The organism is Vibrio sp. Isolate33 (assembly GCF_022397895.1).
GTDB lineage: Bacteria > Pseudomonadota > Gammaproteobacteria > Enterobacterales > Vibrionaceae > Vibrio > Vibrio pomeroyi.
Map to the genome: position 1 here is coordinate 91,806 of NZ_JAKEUP010000012.1, position 15,730 is coordinate 107,535.

15 protein-coding genes are annotated in these 15,730 nt (G+C 44.2%); 7 read left to right on the forward strand and 8 right to left on the reverse strand.

What is annotated here, in order from left to right; genetic code table 11:
• Positions 1 to 73: 73 nt before the first annotated feature.
• Positions 74 to 1,195: an FAD-dependent monooxygenase gene (locus L1D37_RS16605; RefSeq protein ID WP_239848514.1), complete on the forward strand. Its 1,122-nt coding sequence runs from the start codon at positions 74 to 76 to the stop codon at positions 1,193 to 1,195.
• Positions 1,196 to 1,328: 133 nt separating this feature from the next.
• On the opposite strand, the gene L1D37_RS16610 is transcribed toward L1D37_RS16605, so the two are convergent.
• Entirely contained in the window at positions 1,329 to 2,729 is a 1,401-nt protein-coding gene (locus L1D37_RS16610; protein ID WP_239848515.1) for an alpha-amylase family protein, read from the reverse strand.
• Between the two features lie 300 nt (positions 2,730 to 3,029).
• Between L1D37_RS16610 and L1D37_RS16615 the strand changes: the two genes are divergently transcribed.
• On the forward strand, positions 3,030 to 3,929 hold the full coding sequence (locus L1D37_RS16615; RefSeq protein WP_081090052.1) for a DMT family transporter: 900 nt from the start codon (positions 3,030 to 3,032) through the stop codon (positions 3,927 to 3,929).
• Between the two features lie 94 nt (positions 3,930 to 4,023).
• Here the strand turns inward: L1D37_RS16615 and L1D37_RS16620 are convergent, their stop codons facing one another.
• Positions 4,024 to 4,443, reverse strand: coding sequence for a VOC family protein (locus L1D37_RS16620; RefSeq protein WP_017065925.1), 420 nt, complete (start codon positions 4,441 to 4,443; stop codon positions 4,024 to 4,026).
• A gap of 205 nt (positions 4,444 to 4,648) precedes the next feature.
• Positions 4,649 to 5,542 (reverse strand): DMT family transporter, encoded by an 894-nt coding sequence (locus L1D37_RS16625; protein WP_239848516.1) that lies wholly within the window; start codon positions 5,540 to 5,542, stop codon positions 4,649 to 4,651.
• A 299-nt stretch (positions 5,543 to 5,841) separates the two neighbouring features.
• Between L1D37_RS16625 and L1D37_RS16630 the strand changes: the two genes are divergently transcribed.
• Entirely contained in the window at positions 5,842 to 6,462 is a 621-nt protein-coding gene (locus tag L1D37_RS16630; protein WP_239848517.1) for a heme-binding beta-barrel domain-containing protein, read from the forward strand.
• A 71-nt stretch (positions 6,463 to 6,533) separates the two neighbouring features.
• Here L1D37_RS16630 and L1D37_RS16635 read toward each other — a convergent pair whose 3' ends face one another.
• Positions 6,534 to 7,514, reverse strand: a complete 981-nt coding sequence (locus L1D37_RS16635; protein WP_275665526.1) for a bile acid:sodium symporter family protein — start codon at positions 7,512 to 7,514, stop codon at positions 6,534 to 6,536.
• A 346-nt stretch (positions 7,515 to 7,860) separates the two neighbouring features.
• Between L1D37_RS16635 and L1D37_RS16640 the strand changes: the two genes are divergently transcribed.
• Positions 7,861 to 8,127, forward strand: a complete 267-nt coding sequence (locus tag L1D37_RS16640) for a DUF3081 domain-containing protein (RefSeq protein WP_239848518.1) — start codon at positions 7,861 to 7,863, stop codon at positions 8,125 to 8,127.
• 62 nt (positions 8,128 to 8,189) lie between these two features.
• Complete coding sequence (locus L1D37_RS16645; RefSeq protein ID WP_239848519.1) at positions 8,190 to 8,798, forward strand: CIA30 family protein; 609 nt, start codon at positions 8,190 to 8,192, stop codon at positions 8,796 to 8,798.
• Between the two features lie 152 nt (positions 8,799 to 8,950).
• On the opposite strand, the gene L1D37_RS16650 is transcribed toward L1D37_RS16645, so the two are convergent.
• Positions 8,951 to 9,976, reverse strand: a complete 1,026-nt coding sequence (locus tag L1D37_RS16650; RefSeq protein WP_239848520.1) for a zinc-binding alcohol dehydrogenase family protein — start codon at positions 9,974 to 9,976, stop codon at positions 8,951 to 8,953.
• 180 nt (positions 9,977 to 10,156) lie between these two features.
• Entirely contained in the window at positions 10,157 to 10,942 is a 786-nt protein-coding gene (locus L1D37_RS16655; RefSeq protein WP_239848521.1) for a glycine betaine ABC transporter substrate-binding protein, read from the reverse strand.
• Between the two features lie 210 nt (positions 10,943 to 11,152).
• Between L1D37_RS16655 and L1D37_RS16660 the strand changes: the two genes are divergently transcribed.
• A complete protein-coding gene (locus L1D37_RS16660) occupies positions 11,153 to 12,085 on the forward strand; it encodes a LysR family transcriptional regulator (RefSeq protein WP_239848522.1) in 933 nt (310 codons plus the stop codon).
• Between the two features lie 103 nt (positions 12,086 to 12,188).
• Here the strand turns inward: L1D37_RS16660 and L1D37_RS16665 are convergent, their stop codons facing one another.
• Positions 12,189 to 12,575 carry a hypothetical protein gene (locus L1D37_RS16665; RefSeq protein WP_239848523.1) on the reverse strand — a complete coding sequence of 129 codons (387 nt, stop codon included), beginning with the start codon at positions 12,573 to 12,575 and terminating at the stop codon, positions 12,189 to 12,191.
• 339 nt (positions 12,576 to 12,914) lie between these two features.
• On the opposite strand from L1D37_RS16665, the gene L1D37_RS16670 reads away from it, so the two are divergent.
• A complete protein-coding gene (locus L1D37_RS16670; protein WP_239848524.1) occupies positions 12,915 to 13,898 on the forward strand; it encodes a hypothetical protein in 984 nt (327 codons plus the stop codon).
• A gap of 85 nt (positions 13,899 to 13,983) precedes the next feature.
• On the opposite strand, the gene L1D37_RS16675 is transcribed toward L1D37_RS16670, so the two are convergent.
• Positions 13,984 to 15,177, reverse strand: a complete 1,194-nt coding sequence (locus tag L1D37_RS16675; protein WP_176679406.1) for an acetate/propionate family kinase — start codon at positions 15,175 to 15,177, stop codon at positions 13,984 to 13,986.
• Positions 15,178 to 15,730 lie beyond the last annotated feature (553 nt).

Consider the following 15,730-nt stretch of genomic DNA (forward strand, 5'->3'; position numbering starts at 1 on the left):
CGATTCGAATGACCTATCTTACGCCCTATGAACCAGTACACAGATACTGGCATCTTATTCTTAGGAGAAAGTCATGGAACAACAGCGTCTAAAAGTTGCGATTATCGGTGCGGGACTGAATGGTTTAGCACTCGCGTTATCACTGCGTAAATTTGGCATTCAAGCTCGAATATACGAGAAAGCCGAACAACCGCGTGCTGACGGTACTGGCATCATCATGTGGCCAGAGGGCATGCAAGTCCTTGCGGCGTTGGTGGGTGTCGATAAAGTAAAAGCCGCGTGTAACCAAGTTGATACCATCTCGACCTTAACGGCGACAGGGCTCCCCATCAACACGCTCAATATGAGTGACTCGCCAAGCAAAGCCAACGCGCCTATTGGTTTGTTTCATCGCAGCCGCTTATACCAACTGTTATTAAATGAAATGGGCGAGGACTGCATTGCAACGAACCAACACTGCACAGTAAACCAAGACTGTGAGCAACCGCAGATACTCATCAATGGCGAACCTCTTGATGCAGACATCATTGTCGGTGCCGACGGTGTGTTCTCTCAAGTAAGAAAGTTTGTCGCGCCGGATGTGGCTTTAAGACAACCGAACGTCTACTGCTGCCGCGGCGAGATCGATTTCAAAGCGCCTGAGATCAGTGATGATGAGTGTTATGTTTTTGCGGGTGATAAATCTCGTATCGTAACCTACACCTACGACCGAGAAACCCAAGGCAAGTACTGGTTCGCTGCATGCGCCGTTGAAGAAGGTGAAACGCTTTCTAAACAAACCGTGTTAGAGCAGTTCTCTCACTATCCGAGTTATTTGTTGGATATGATTCAAGATACTCCAGAATCGAAGATCTTACCTTCTCCACTCACTGATGTTGCACCATTCGATACTTGGTATCGTGACAACGCTGTTTTACTTGGAGATTCATGTTGTGCTGTATTGCCAACCATGGGCATCGGTTTCAGCTTAGGTATCGAGAACGCTTATGTGTTAGCACAGAGTATTGCTTCTAACTTTGAAGGGACGGAACAAGCGTTCAAACGTTACCAACAGCGTGCTCAGCAACGATCTCACGAGCTGCAAAACATCACGCACCGCCTCAGTGAACTGACTTACAAAGATGAATTCAACCCAGTTGAAGTGGCAGAACTTTATCAACAGTTCGCCATTGCCAATAGTCGTTCGCCTTTTTAACGGCTTAATGCGCTAGTAATGCGTTATCTACTAGAAAAGCCGCAGTATTAGCTGCGGCTTTTTAGGTTGTTGAGTCTGCTCTCTAGCTACACCAGATACTGCAGCGACAACAGATACTGCCGCTTAAAAGGCACTACAGCTTAAACATACGCGCACTGCGTGGAGGTAAGTTGAAGGTGTGATAACGAGAATTCACGGTTTCTGTCGCGCTGCTTAATACGTCTTTGTATTGAACATTCCAGTTAAACTCATGTTGGTAGGTATCAACCGTCACGTCACGCGTTTCGCCACACTTGTTAATACCAACAACTCCCTCTTTACCTCGCTTGAACAACAAAGTGCACTGGTCGCTCGAAATCATCGTCATTGTTTTGCCTTGCATCGCGTTATGGAAGCTCAACATGTTCTTCATTGTCGAACTGTTCCAAACATTGCTCCAACGACCGTTATCCTTGTCTTCAGAATCAGGAAGATCATCACTATAGATCAACGGTGTACCACCATCTTTACCAAGGATGTAAGCGTAAGAAAGCTGCTCGTCTTGTGGGTCCATGATTTGGTATCGGAAGCCGTCATTAGTTGGAATATCATGTGTGATAGCGAAAGTGATTGAGCGACTATCATCCAAAGCTTGTCCGTACGCTTGTGGATCATGCAGTTGGTTTAAACCGCCGCCCATAGAGAAGGCTGATCGAATTGAAGCAAACAGCGGGAAATCGTACGCAGAATGATTGGTGTTGTTCAAGTAAGGCGCTAAGAACGACTCATAACCGCTGTTCCCTGCCCCGCCGCTGGTAATCACTTCACCAAACACATGCATGTTCGCAGTGATTTCAGGCGTAAATACTTGGTCGATTTGGTACTGGCTCATGTGCTTCACCGCATCAATACGGAAACCTTTGATGCCCATATCTTTTAACGCTTTCAAATATAAACGTTGCTGTGACACTACCCAGTTATTTGGGTCTAGGTCAGGCAAGCCCACATCGCCGTCGGCACCACACAAACGCCAGTATTGAACATGACCCGGATCGTTCCAGTCAGTAATGCAGCCTGCGGCATGGAAATCGTTAGCTGAGACAAAACCCTGCGCTAAGTTGCCAAATAAAGTCTGGTCGGCATAGTAGCTTGAGCGGCTAGCATAATCGTTTAGCACTTCTGTGCCTGGGTAATCCAAGTCACTTCGCTTCCAGCTTTCATTCGCCATGTGGTTGAGCACAACATCAGCGTAAACATCAACACCCACACCTTTTAGTGCAGTGATCATTGCAGCTAAATCTTGTTTATTTCCCAGCGGAGAATCAATGGTGCGCAGATCTTGTGGTTGGTAACGCGCCCACCATTGGCTGCCGCTGGATTTCATTGCCGGAGCAACCAACACTTTCTTATAGCCAGCTTCGGCAATTTGGTTGGCATTGGCTGTCACATCTGAATACTTCCAGTTAAAAGCATGCAAAATGGTGTCAGCGTAAGTCGCTGAACTAAAAGAGCAAAGCGCGATTGTGGATATGAGTAGGGTATTTATTGGTTTCATAGAACATATCTCTCATTATAAATTCACAAGAATGATATGAGCGATAGAGACAATTAAAACGACCGATAAATCAGAGTTGAATTAGCGTCACCTTCTGTTGATGTTGATTTTATAAAATTGAGCTATAGCCGATATTCTGCGGGACAAAATGTGACATGCGTTTTATGGTGTTGTTCTCGTATGCGTAAAGAGTGAAAATGAGAATTAATTGAATCAAGTTGACGAGAACAGGACAAAGACTTTGGTCGCCTCTCCTAAACTAAGCTATCATTCCTTCTCCCTCAACCGATTGATATTTTTATGCCTTCTTTCTCTTTTTCAATGATCCCTGTTGGGGTTCGATTCATGATCCTTTCTGCTTTTGGATTCGCACTGATGTCAGCTTGTGTGAAATACATCAGTAACTACGGCATACCTGTATTTGAAATCGTTGCAGCGAGGGCGTTGGTGTCTTTGATCATCAGCTACATCGACGTAAAACGAAAAGGCATTTCTATCTGGGGTAATAACAAACCTCTACTGTTCGTTCGAGGTGCAGTCGGAACCGCGGCGCTGATGTGTGTTTACTACGCTGTGACCACGCTACCGTTAGCAGAAGCGACCATTCTACAATACGTGCACCCTGTCTTTACCGCATTGCTCGGTGTGTTATTCCTGAAAGAACGCGTCCAAAAGTCGACCATGATCTGCATTGCATTCTGCCTTGCAGGATTATTAGTGATGGTACAACCAAGCATGAACAGCGGTGCGAGCAGCGAATTACCACTGTTCAGCATTATGGTGGCGTTATGTGGCGCGTTTGGTAGCTCAATCGCTTATGTGATTGTGCGAAAGCTGAGCCAAACCGAAGACAGCTCTGTCATCATCTTCTACTTCCCATTGGTTGCCCTACCGATCTCTACAGCCCTTATCTGGAACGACTTTGTGTGGCCGAGCCTATTCCTAACCGTGATGTTGGTGCTCGTCGGTATTTTCACGCAAATCGGCCAATACGGTTTGACTAAGGCAATGCAGACACAAGCAGCGGGCAAAGCTTCGGCTTACTCATACGTTCAGATTGTCTTTTCGGCGCTGTTAGGCGTGTGGATCTTTAATGAAATCCCATCGGTTTGGACTTATCTAGGTGGTGGCCTGATTGTCACTGGCGCACTCATTAACGTGTTTGGTAAACAACTGTTAGTGCCGTTCAAGGCTAAATAAGTAACCCACTCAATATCAGCTGATAAATAGAATCTAAAAAGGGCATTGCGGAATATTCCACAATGCCCTTTTTCATTTATTCCTACTTATTCCGCTAGCTTGTAGCATTACGCAGCTTGGGATCATCACTCAGATATTCAACGAACTCGATTTCAAAGCCTGCCGGATCCACAAAGTAGACATTTTTTCGATAAGGTTCTTCGGCACCAGGTTTGGCAATAGGGAAGCCCGCATCAATAAGACGTTGAGTGACGCTTTCGATGTTATTGGTCACATAAGCGAAGTGCGCGAGACCAACCGAGTGCCCTGCCAAATCTCTATTTTCCCCCTCTCCGTGATCACTCAATGCGATGTATTGATACTCGTCGCCAAAATGCAGCCAGTTACGTGGCTTGCCTGACCATTCGCCTTTTCCTTCATCACGAACGTACCAGTGTGGAAACGCCGCTTTATAGAAAGTCAGCATTTCAGGGATGTCCTTAACGACTAAATTCACATGTTCAAGTTGGATCATTCTTCTCTCCTTAAAGTATTCTCGTAAGCAACGTTGCATATCCTAATACCTCAAGTTAAGTTGAGGTAAAGCACTAATTTGCATTTATTTCGAGAACGTTTTTAGAGCCCAAATTGTCGTATTTTGAAGCGATACAAACCCTAAGTTTAGACGACCTTCCTTGATGTCGTTTATTTGAAATCGAGAATAACAGAGAGACAAGCCGCTATGGTTTAGGCGGAGTAACCTCAACTTCTAAATCAGCTCTGTCTTTCCACTTGAAACTCTTCTTCCATTTAATCGGCATCATAGGAATGACGATGAGACTAATACCCACCAGCGTCAGGATGTCTGGAATCTCATCAAACCACATAACACCAAACAGTGTTACGAACACCAACCCGGAATATTCGGCAAGCGCAATTTGGTTGGCAGGGGCTTTTTTGTAAGCCACCACCACAAGCGCATGGTATCCAAGTACGAACAAGTTGATTGCCATGATCCAACCCACATGATGCCATTCAATCGCAGACCAAGTTGGTAGTGCAAATGCCAGTGCGAGTGGCAGAGTCATAATGCTGGTCCAGAACAGAGTGGATATGATGTGTTGCTCTGCGTTCAGGCGTTTGATCAAGATGTTACCCACGCCCATCGCAAGCGCACTGCCTAGCCCTGCAATTGCCGCCCAGTGGAATTGCTCAGGACGTAATACGATCAACACGCCCACAAAACCAATTAAGGTCGCGATCACTTTTGAAGATGTCGGCCTTTCTTTCAACAGCACTATCGACAAAGGCAGCATAAGGATTGGTCCAACATAGAACATCGCGTTTGCTGTCGCCAAAGTAAGGTGTGTAATGGCGATCATCGCGCAGCCACTCCCTACCAAGATAAATTGAGCCCTTAAGAAGTTGATTCGGCAACCGCCTTGCATACGCGTTTCTCTCGGTAACTTTAACCAAAATGGAAGCAGCAAGATCACGCTCAATAGCTGACGGATAAACACATACTGGAACGTAGGGACTTCGCCATTCAGTATCTTCAACGATACATCTGAAAAGGACGCAAGTAGGTTTGCGAACACCAAAAGTAAAATGGCGTGGTTAACAGCTTTATTCATACAGAAGGAAGATTACACATTTGTCATACAATTATGGGCGCACATCATACATGAGAATTTGAAATGTGTAATAGCAAAATGACTTAGGCTCAGATTAATGCAATTTTGAATTAAACCTCGATGAACAAATCACGGCTCTTCGCTCAATATTTAGCCGCATTAATATTCTCTTATTGACTGATACATCAAGTTACAAATCGCTTTCATATTAACCAAGAACACTGATCTGGGTTAATAAACTGGTTTCACAATAACCTTAATTTTAATGAGGTCAGATAATTACAAAAAAGGAAGTTACAGTGAAAAAATTATTAGCACTTAGTATTGCAGCAGTAATCTCGGTTCCAGCAGTAGCCGACCACAATACAATCAACGGAATGGATTTCGGTCCATTGGCAAAGCTAGTCGGCACATGGAAATCAGTCGAAACTGGCGGCGTTGATATATCCCCAGGTCAAGAAGGTACAGAAGTGGGTGCGGGTGGCCCTGCAGTCACACCGTTTTATGAAGTGATGACGTTCGAGGTTGCCGCAGACGCAACCAATGCCAGCGACCAATATCTTGTTGCTCTGTACTACAAGCAGGAAGTATTCAGAAAGGCCGACGATTCTAAATTCCACGATCAACGTGGTTACTTCATCTACGACCAAGAAAATCAAATCGTGTACAACTCTTACTGTGTACCACGCACCACATGTGTCACCGCAGAAGGCCCTGCTGGCGATACAATGACGTTAGTCGCATCTAAGCGCGGTATCGCTGAGTCTGAATACATGACAGACAACGCAACCACCACGGGCTTCACAATGAACATCAGTATTTCAGACGACACGCTAACTTACTCTCAAACAACGGGCTTAGAGATCTACGACAACGCTTTTGCTCATACCGATTCAAGCACGCTAATTAAAGTGAAGTAGATTCAAATACAAACGCCTTTCACAGCGAAGTGAAAGGCGTTTTTCTGTTGTACTTGTAACAATAAACAAGTTTAACTCGATTGTGTATCAACCTTGGCGTAACGGTTGGCTAGCACCGCACAATAAAAGATCTGAATCGGGTGATAGAGCATGATTGGCAGTAATATCATCCCTAGATTAGGGTTGTGAGCAAAGATAACCTTAGCCATAGGAATACCTGCTGCTAAAGTCTTCTTGGTACCACAGAACACAGCCGCCACTTCATCTTGATGATTGAATCCAACCTTACGGGCACTCCATTGAATACCGTGTACCATCACCATCAATACCACTAAACAAATCACCGCCGACACTAGCAACAGCATTGGTGAAAAGTCACTCCAAATCCCATGCTCAATGGAGTCACAGAAAGCACTGTAAACAATCAGCAGTATCACGTATTTATCTAATTTGTTGACCACTGACTTGTGTTTCTGAGTCCATTCAAAAAGCAATGGGCGCATCAACTGACCGACAATCATTGGCAATAGCAGCATTTTAGATATAGAGATTACAGACTCCATCAGGTTCAACTCTGCGCCTTCCAGTCCCATAAAGAGTTGGATCAGAAACGGCGTAATGAACACACCTAAGATACTAGAAAGTGATGCATTGAATATCGCACCCGGTAGGTTTCCTTTTCCAATCACCGTCATCGCGACTGAAGACGAAATCGTACTCGGCAAAACGAAGAGATAACAGAAACCAAAGGCCAAAGCTGCTGGCATATAAGCGACAAAGCCTTGCCCGAATATCACCCAAAGCAGTGGGTAAACTAAGAAGGTCGCGCTTTGTACAAAAACGTGCAGCTTCCAATTTGAAAGCCCCTCAAGAATGGCTTTGGGAGACAAACCCAAACCGTGTAAGAAAAACACCAAAGCGATGCCGAGAACAGTTACCGTATCGAGATGAAGTACCCCACCCGATTTACCCCAATCTGGCGTAAAAACAGCAACGACCATGGCCACCACCATCCCTACCAGAAACCATTCCTTTTTCAGTTTTTCTATCATGTTGACACGCACTTTCTGTAGATTCCATTTCAGCCAATAACCCGGCTCCGATGCTAATTATCCTATCGACTCTAATTTTAATTAACCACCATAAACGCAAATTAAGCTCGTCTTTATCTTGAGGGTTAACGTCGTTATTCGAGTTTGTTACACGCGTTTTGCTCTGGATTGAACGGATGTATGGAATGACGATGAAAACATTACAAAACAGCGGTTTATCGCAAAGATAAAACCCTTTCAGTGATCGGGGCACGGAGCCAAGCCGTAAGGATATGAAAGAAAGACGTAGTTAGTCTAAACACCAGAGTGCAGCCTATCCTCAAAGATGACGCAGCGGGAGCAACACATGGACAATAGAATCACCATTATTGAGTTTCTCAGAGTATTTGAGTTTATTCGCTCTTCCGGTGAGCAACTCGACAACAAATATCAAGTAGGCGAAATGACGGCTTGGCATGATTACGATGGTTACACCTGTTGGCTAAGCTATAAAGACGTCACTGTGACACTGATGTTTCATGGTTCGCTAAAAATTGAGTACGACAATGCTTCAAACTACTCTGAATTCATCGAACACTGTCTGGGTATGCTAGCCACTGAACCTTCTCCATAAAACGCGAATAGACTCACTACTAACGGCTATCGGCTATCGGCTATCGGCTATCGGAGAAAATCATGAACGAATCAGCTTTTAAAACGCCTGAGTTACGTAAGCGAATGGCTCCTTTATGGCTCATGCTCAGCCTTTCTTTTTTATGCTCTAAAGCGTCAACAGCAGGAACAGAGATGATTGATTTCACACAAGCGAACGAACATGAGAACTGGACAGCAACCAACGACAATGTGATGGGTGGAATCTCAATCGGCGGGCTTATTTATGACGGTGGTATGAGTCAGTTCAAGGGAGAGCTTTCATTAGAGAATAATGGTGGGTTTAGCTCAATCAACCGCTCTGTTGAATCGCTAAGCTCTGAAGTAGACAACGTAGAGCTGACGTTTGTTGGTGATGGTCGTACTTACCAATTAAGGTTCACCACATGGAAAGACGGTTATCGAACCAACTACAAGCACAGCTTTGAGACAATCAAAGGCGAGCAACTTAAGAAGGTCTTCCAACTAAACGATTTTCAAGCCGTGTTCAGAGGTCGATTACTCAGCGGAGCGCCGGAACTTAAAGCTCAAGACATCAAACAGATCGGCTTTTTGATTGCAGATAAACAGCCTCTGCCCTTTGAGTTAAATCTCACTCAGATTCAATTCAAAACGCTTCAAGAAACTGAGTAAAGCTTTGTTGTAATAAACACAGTAAATCACTTGATAAAAAAGCCCCTGGTATCTTACCGGTTCGCGATAAGTATCAGGGGCTTTCTAATCAAGCGTTCGGCCTATTCAAAAGATCAACGATTCAAACCCTCAAAGATCTAAATCATTAACTATTAATATTTGATAGCTGTTTTACCAATCGACGCGCTGCTTTCAATACGTTGGTGCGCATCTTTCAGTGTCTCAACACTAAAGCCATTCAATGTGGTGGTAAGCGTAGATTTGATGCGGCCAGAATCAATCAGGTTCGCTGCTTGGAACAGGATATCTTGTTGTTTCTGAATATCGTCTGTGTTGAATAGTGAACGTGTAAACATCAGCTCCCACACAAAACCTGCAGACTTACCTTGAAGCGCCGACAGATCAATTCCACCATCGAACTCAACAATAGAACTGATCATGCCTTGTGGTGCAATCAGCTCGACCATCGATTCCCAGTGCCCTTTGGTATCGGCAACATTGAAGATGTAGTCAACATGCTGAATGCCTTGCTCTCGTACAGACTCAACCAAGTTACGGTGATTCACCACATGGTCTGCCCCCATATCTCTTACCCACTGTTCAGTTTCAGGTCTCGAAGCCGTCGCAATGACAGTCAGGTTAGTCAGTTGGCTCGCCAATTGAATCGTGATTGAACCGACACCACCAGCACCACCGATGATCAGAATGGATTTTTTCTCTTCTGGACGCACACGTAGGCGATCAAACAAGGCTTCCCACGCAGTAAGTGTTGCTAGCGGCATAACAGCAGCAGCTTCATCAGAAAGGCTCTTTGGTGCTTTTGCCGTAATACGGTAGTCAACGGCTTGGTATTCTGCATTAGCGCCCATGCGAGTTACGTCACCTGCATAGTAAACACGGTCGCCTAGTTCAAAGCCTTCAACGTCTGTACCTTTACCGACAACTTCACCAACCGCGTCATAACCAAGGACTTTTGGTTGCTCGAGAGTTTTATCTTGAGCACTGCGAATTCGAATTTTTGCATCTGCTGGGTTGATAGACGTCGCGCTCACTTTCACAAGCAGATCGTGTTCTTTTAGTTCTGGAAGGTTTGTTTCAAACTCAACTAAGCTGTCTTGCTCTGCAATCGCAAGTGACTGAGTAAATCCGATAGCTTTCATTTTTGATGGTACTGACATTGTGCTTTCTCCTTGAATTAGACAAGTTAATCTTAGTTGACTCTCAATTTAGATAAACCGCCTAATGTTTGAATCATATTCAATTATTTTTTGATAATCGTGTTGTCACTGATTGAACAACACGAACAAGTAACCCTGTTAGCTGCTGCATAGAGTCATAGAGTCATAGAGTCATAGAAGTTAAATAAGACCTTGCTCAATCAACCAATCACGCGTTACTTCGTCTTGTGGCTTACCTTTACGGCAAACTTTATAATCTAGCTCTGCGATAATATCGTTCGAGAATCGCAGTGAATCTAATGTTTGGATCTGTTGTTCACTGAATAAGTGCTTCTTGTCATCTCTTAAAAGAAGTACCGCTCTATCCACAATACCAAGCAAGCCTTTTGGCTCTTTGAGCTCTCGAATGTCATAGCGATAGTGCAAGAATTGAGGTTTCCACAGCGGTACAACAACCCACTCATTGTTCGCTACGGCGCTTTCAAAGGCATTAAAACAATCGTCTTCACTACCAGGAAAAAACTCGTAACCCGCATCGCTCAGGCCATACTCTTTCATCATCTGAATAGAGAAGCGTGTAATGCCTGCACCGGGGTTAATGCCCTGAATGGTAGAGTTCATTTTCTCGATAACTTCAGGTTTTAATAGATCAGCGACTTCAGAAACGGCTTCTTCAGGGACATAATCAGGCACGCCCCACAACGCGTAAGGTTCATAGTGAAGGCCAAGTTCGATAAGTGGCTCAACTTCCTCAACGCCCGCTTTGTAGATACCGTGGCTGGATGGCAACCAAGCCGAAGAGAGCATGTCTACTTCACCCGCTTTGAGCTTTTCGAAGTTTTCTTGATGAGGAGAAAAGATACGTTCTACCTCGAAGCCCATTGCGTTTAATACATTGGTAACCAATGAAGCAGTGGTGCGGTGAAATGACAAATCTGTTACGCCAATTGTGATTTTCTTAGTCATCTTGTTATCCCCTTTTGTTCGGCTTGATAGAGATAGTACATGGCTAAAAATCAGCGAAAAACAGCCTAATATTTGAATAATTCTCAAATTATTTTTGTTAATCTAGCGTATAAGGCTAGCTTAAAAGAGATGAATTAGGATCAAGCCGCTTTGTGATTAGAAAATATTTCAATACAATGTTTAGAACATTATCAAACACAGGTAGATAATATGCTTCTTGAAGACTTGCAGGTCATTTTAAAAGTAGCGGAGTTTCGTAGTATCACGGCAGCAGCCACCAACCTAGACATGCGCACCGCAACCGCGAGTGCTGCCGTCAAACGTGTCGAAGCCGCACTGGGTGCTGAACTGTTTGTAAGAACCACTCGTCATTTACGGCTTTCCTCTGCAGGCGAGCGCTATTTACCTGAGTGTGAGCAAGCCTTGAAGATGTTAGAGCAAGCCAAACTCAACATGCGTGAAGAGCTTGGTATCTTGGATGGAGAAATCCGCATCGCGCTTTCTTCGGATTTAGGACGTAACCTCATCACTCCTTGGCTTGATGAATTTCTGCTTGAATACCCAAAGGCGACACTTCGCACCAGCATCAGTGACAGCAACATCGATTTTTACCGTGATTCTGTAGACATGGCTTTGCGTTATGGTTCTCCTAATGATGCCAACATGTACGGCTTTAAGATCTGCGATGTGCCGAGAATATTGTGTGCAGCGCCTGAATACTTGACCGAGATGGGAACACCAAACCAACCAAGCGATTTAGCAGAGCACAATGGTTTGCTGTATCAGCTGCATGATATGTTGCAAGACGAATGGGTGTTTAACGACGGTAAACAGGATCATAAAGTGAAACTAAAAGGGAATCGCGCCTCGAATGATGCTGACCTTGTTAGGCGCTGGTGTGTTGCAGGGAAAGGCGTGGCGATAAAGTCTTGTTTAGATATGTCGAGCCATCTGCTCTCTGGCGAAGTGGTTAAAATCATGCCCGAGTTCAAGCCAACCTCAACCGAGCTGTGGTTAGTGTGCCCGAGTCGTCAATCCATCACCCCGACCGTCCGTTTATTAAGAGATCTCTTCCGCGAGAAAACCTCAGAGATCCTTTCTCAACTAAGCGAGCAAGGCATTATAGAAACTCAAAAGTATTAACGACCTAAAGATAAAAAAGGCGTTAGTGAACTTTAACCCACTAACGCCTTTAATCATTTGAACATTACACCCTATCGATGGATGTATCGTCCAATACGAGTGTTTAGTTTGACTCGTCTTCAACATCACAGTCAGCACAACACTGAAGCGCAATTTCATGCTCGAAGGTGATCGTGTCTTTACCTTCTTCTAGTAGTTCTGCGATTTCATCAGCGACTTCTTTCTCATCATCCGCTTCGATGCCGCTTGCTAGCTCTTCTTCTGAATAACCAAAGAAGTTCAGCAGCAAGTATTCGCGAGCTTCTTCTTTCGTACAAACCACGTCAGCTGAAAGATCTGGCGTAACTTCACCTTGTGCAAGCGTCTCAGTTACTTGTGCTACAGCAGCATCTTTCATCGCAGGCGTTAACCAACCAAGATCAGTACTTACAGATGTCTTTTTACAATCGAAGCAAGGCAGTTGGTGAAAGTAGTATTGAAAGGTAGTCATAGGTAATTTCTTCTTTAAATGTTGTATAGCGAGATTATGCGCGTTTTGTAGCAAAATACTATCTCAATCACAACCAGAGACTGATTCGTGGGGGTTATTTTTACGAACACGGCTTAAGCTAGAGCCATTATCCAAGCAAACGCTGTTTTACCATTTATTACTCAGCTTTACGCTTGTTTACATTCGTGTCGGTATTATAGGTCCCATTCAGGAATAATCATGGTATCCCAGCAGATGATCTAGCTTCTGCTTAGTTTAATTGTATTTGGCTTAACTTACTTGCACTTGGCTTATTTTGAACCACGCTTATCTACATCATTCCACATTGGATCTCTATCAATGATCAACAAAAAACATCAGGCTCTTGCCATTTCATCTATCGCATTACTCGTGGCAGGGTGCTCACCATCATCAGACACACCGTCTGTCAGCAACATCAACGATTACCAAGGCTCAGCAAGCATTACTCAAGGCAGAGCCACTACCGTTGAGTCGAATCTATTTGAATGTAACAACGGACGCAGCCGAGTCGCCGGTGTTGGGGAAATTACAGACTCTGACGGAAAGGTTTGGACAGTTCCTGCCAAAAACAGCTTTGCGAGCGGTCCAAAAGCCTTCGATCTTTATGAAGAGTGTTCAAACACCACACCAAGCAGCCTAGCGGATGTCGATCAAACGTTGGTTCCGGTAATCGAAATTGATCCTGACGGCGAAGAAGTGACAGGCTATATTTTTGCCGATAACTATTTTGAACTGTACATCAACGGCACGCTAGTCGCAGTCGATACGGTTCCTTTTACGCCATTTAACTCAAACCTTGTTAAGTTCAAAGTTAACAAGCCCTACACGATTGCAGTAAAGGTGATTGATTGGGAAGAAAACCTAGGCCTAGGTACAGAAGACAACCGTGGTAAAGCGTATCACGCGGGTGATGGTGGTTTTATCGCGAGCTTTAGTGATGGAACCGTTACAAGCGCAGATTGGCAAGCTCAAACATTCTATACCGCACCGATTTACGACCTAACTTGCTTGAGTGAAGTAGACGGAAAACGTCTTTCTGAAAGTTGTACTACTGAAGGTACTGATCACGGGCAAGATGCGTACGCCGCTCACTGGGAAACACCAAGCAATTGGATGAACCAAGAGTTTGATTCAGCCTCATGGCCTCAAGCATCGGTCTACTCAGAAGACGATATTGGCGTAAACAATAAAAAGGCATACATGAACTTTATTGAAAAATTCAGTGGTGCCGGAGCAAGCTTTATCTGGTCGACGAACATTGTTCTCGATAATGAAGTGCTACTGAGATACGAAGTTAAGTAGCTTTCAACTGACGACAACAGATACAAAAAAGCGAGCCACTCAGGCTCGCTTTTCAATATTTGTCTTGCTTAGGCTTGAGCTTAAATTACAGAAGCTCTACCGACTGTTGAGCAATAACGAACTCTTCGTTGGTTGGGATAACCATTGCTACGGCATCTAGCATTTCAGACTTCGCGATGATGCCTTCAGCGCCAAAGCGAGCTGCTTCGTTGCCAGCTACATCTTCAACGAAACCAAGAATCTTAAGGTTGTTTAAGATCTCACGACGAATTGGTAGAGAGTTCTCACCGATACCGCCTGTGAAGATGATGCCGTCTAAAGAATCTAGAGTTGCTAAGTAAGAAGCAACGTATTTAGCTACGCGGTAAGTAAACACCTCAAAAGCCAGTTTAGCGCCTTCATGGCCCTCTTCCATTGCTTCTAAAATGCCACGAGCATCGCTCGTAAGACCAGACACGCCTAGGAAGCCAGACTCCTTGTTAAGAGAGTTGAAGACTTGCTCTTGTGACCAACCTTTCTTAAGTAGGTACTCGATGATGCCTGGGTCTAGGTCACCACAACGTGTGCCCATCATTAAGCCAGAAAGCGGCGTGAAGCCCATAGAAGTATCAACACTGTTACCATCTTTGATAGCACATACAGATGCGCCATTACCTAGGTGAACAGAGATGAAGCTCGACTTCTCGATTGGCTTGTTAACCATTTTCGCAGCTTCACGACTAACGAAGTAGTGGCTAGTACCGTGGAAACCGTAACGACGTACGCCGAAATCTGTGTATAGCTCTTTTGCGATTGCACCTGTGAATGCACGCTGTGGCATTGTTTGGTGGAAAGCAGTATCAAATACAGCGAACTGAGGTAGAGAAGGGAAAGCTTCAATTGCAGCACGGATACCGATAGCACCTGCTGGGTTATGAAGTGGAGCTAGGTCAGACAGGCTTTCAATTTCGTTCGTTACTTCTTCAGTAATGCGAACAGTTTGAGTGAACTTCTCACCGCCGTGAACGATACGGTGACCGATAGCCACGATATCTGCCGTGAAGCCTAGGTCTTCCATCAGGCCAACCAATTTGCCAATGGCAATTTTGTGGTGGTTATCTTCACCTTGAATGGCAATTTCAGTTTTCTCGCCTTGGAATTTCCAGCTCATGCGAGCATCTTCAAGACCAAAACACTCCCCTAGGCCACTTAATACTGCTTCACCAGAAACAGAATCGATTACAGCAAATTTTAGGGATGAACTACCCGAGTTAATAACCAGAACAAACGAATTAGACATTGGATATGGATCCTGTTTCAGTACGAATTGGATGAAGTGTTTACTTCAATTTTAGTTAAGCCCATTATTCAATAATTTTTGAATCTTTCAACTTTTGTTTTGAAAAAATCACTAAATGAACACAATTAAGTTGATCTTAGTCATTAATTTATTTATTTCGAGAGCGAAATTAAAAAATAGTTGAATAAGAAAATTGATAAACGAGTACCGCAAACGAATGCTAACGTTATTTTTAACTTGATTTAGTCGATTTAGCGGATTCGGTCAGAAAGGTCATTTCACGAGAGAAAATAGTAAAATTCACCTCACTAAACACCTGCGACTCCCAAAAACTCCCCCGCTCCAATAAGCTTTCTACACGGCAAATTAAGTGACTTTCATACATTTCGGTAAAACCTGTAGCACGTAATTTAAGTATAGCCTTACAACGCCATACAGCCACGCTAACGGCAGTTGATGCGCACTTCACGTCGTCTTGAAGTTGGTTTAATCATTTTGAGCTGAACTATCGATGAAGGCAGTCAATCACGGAGGTTGAATGGCTTGCTTTAAA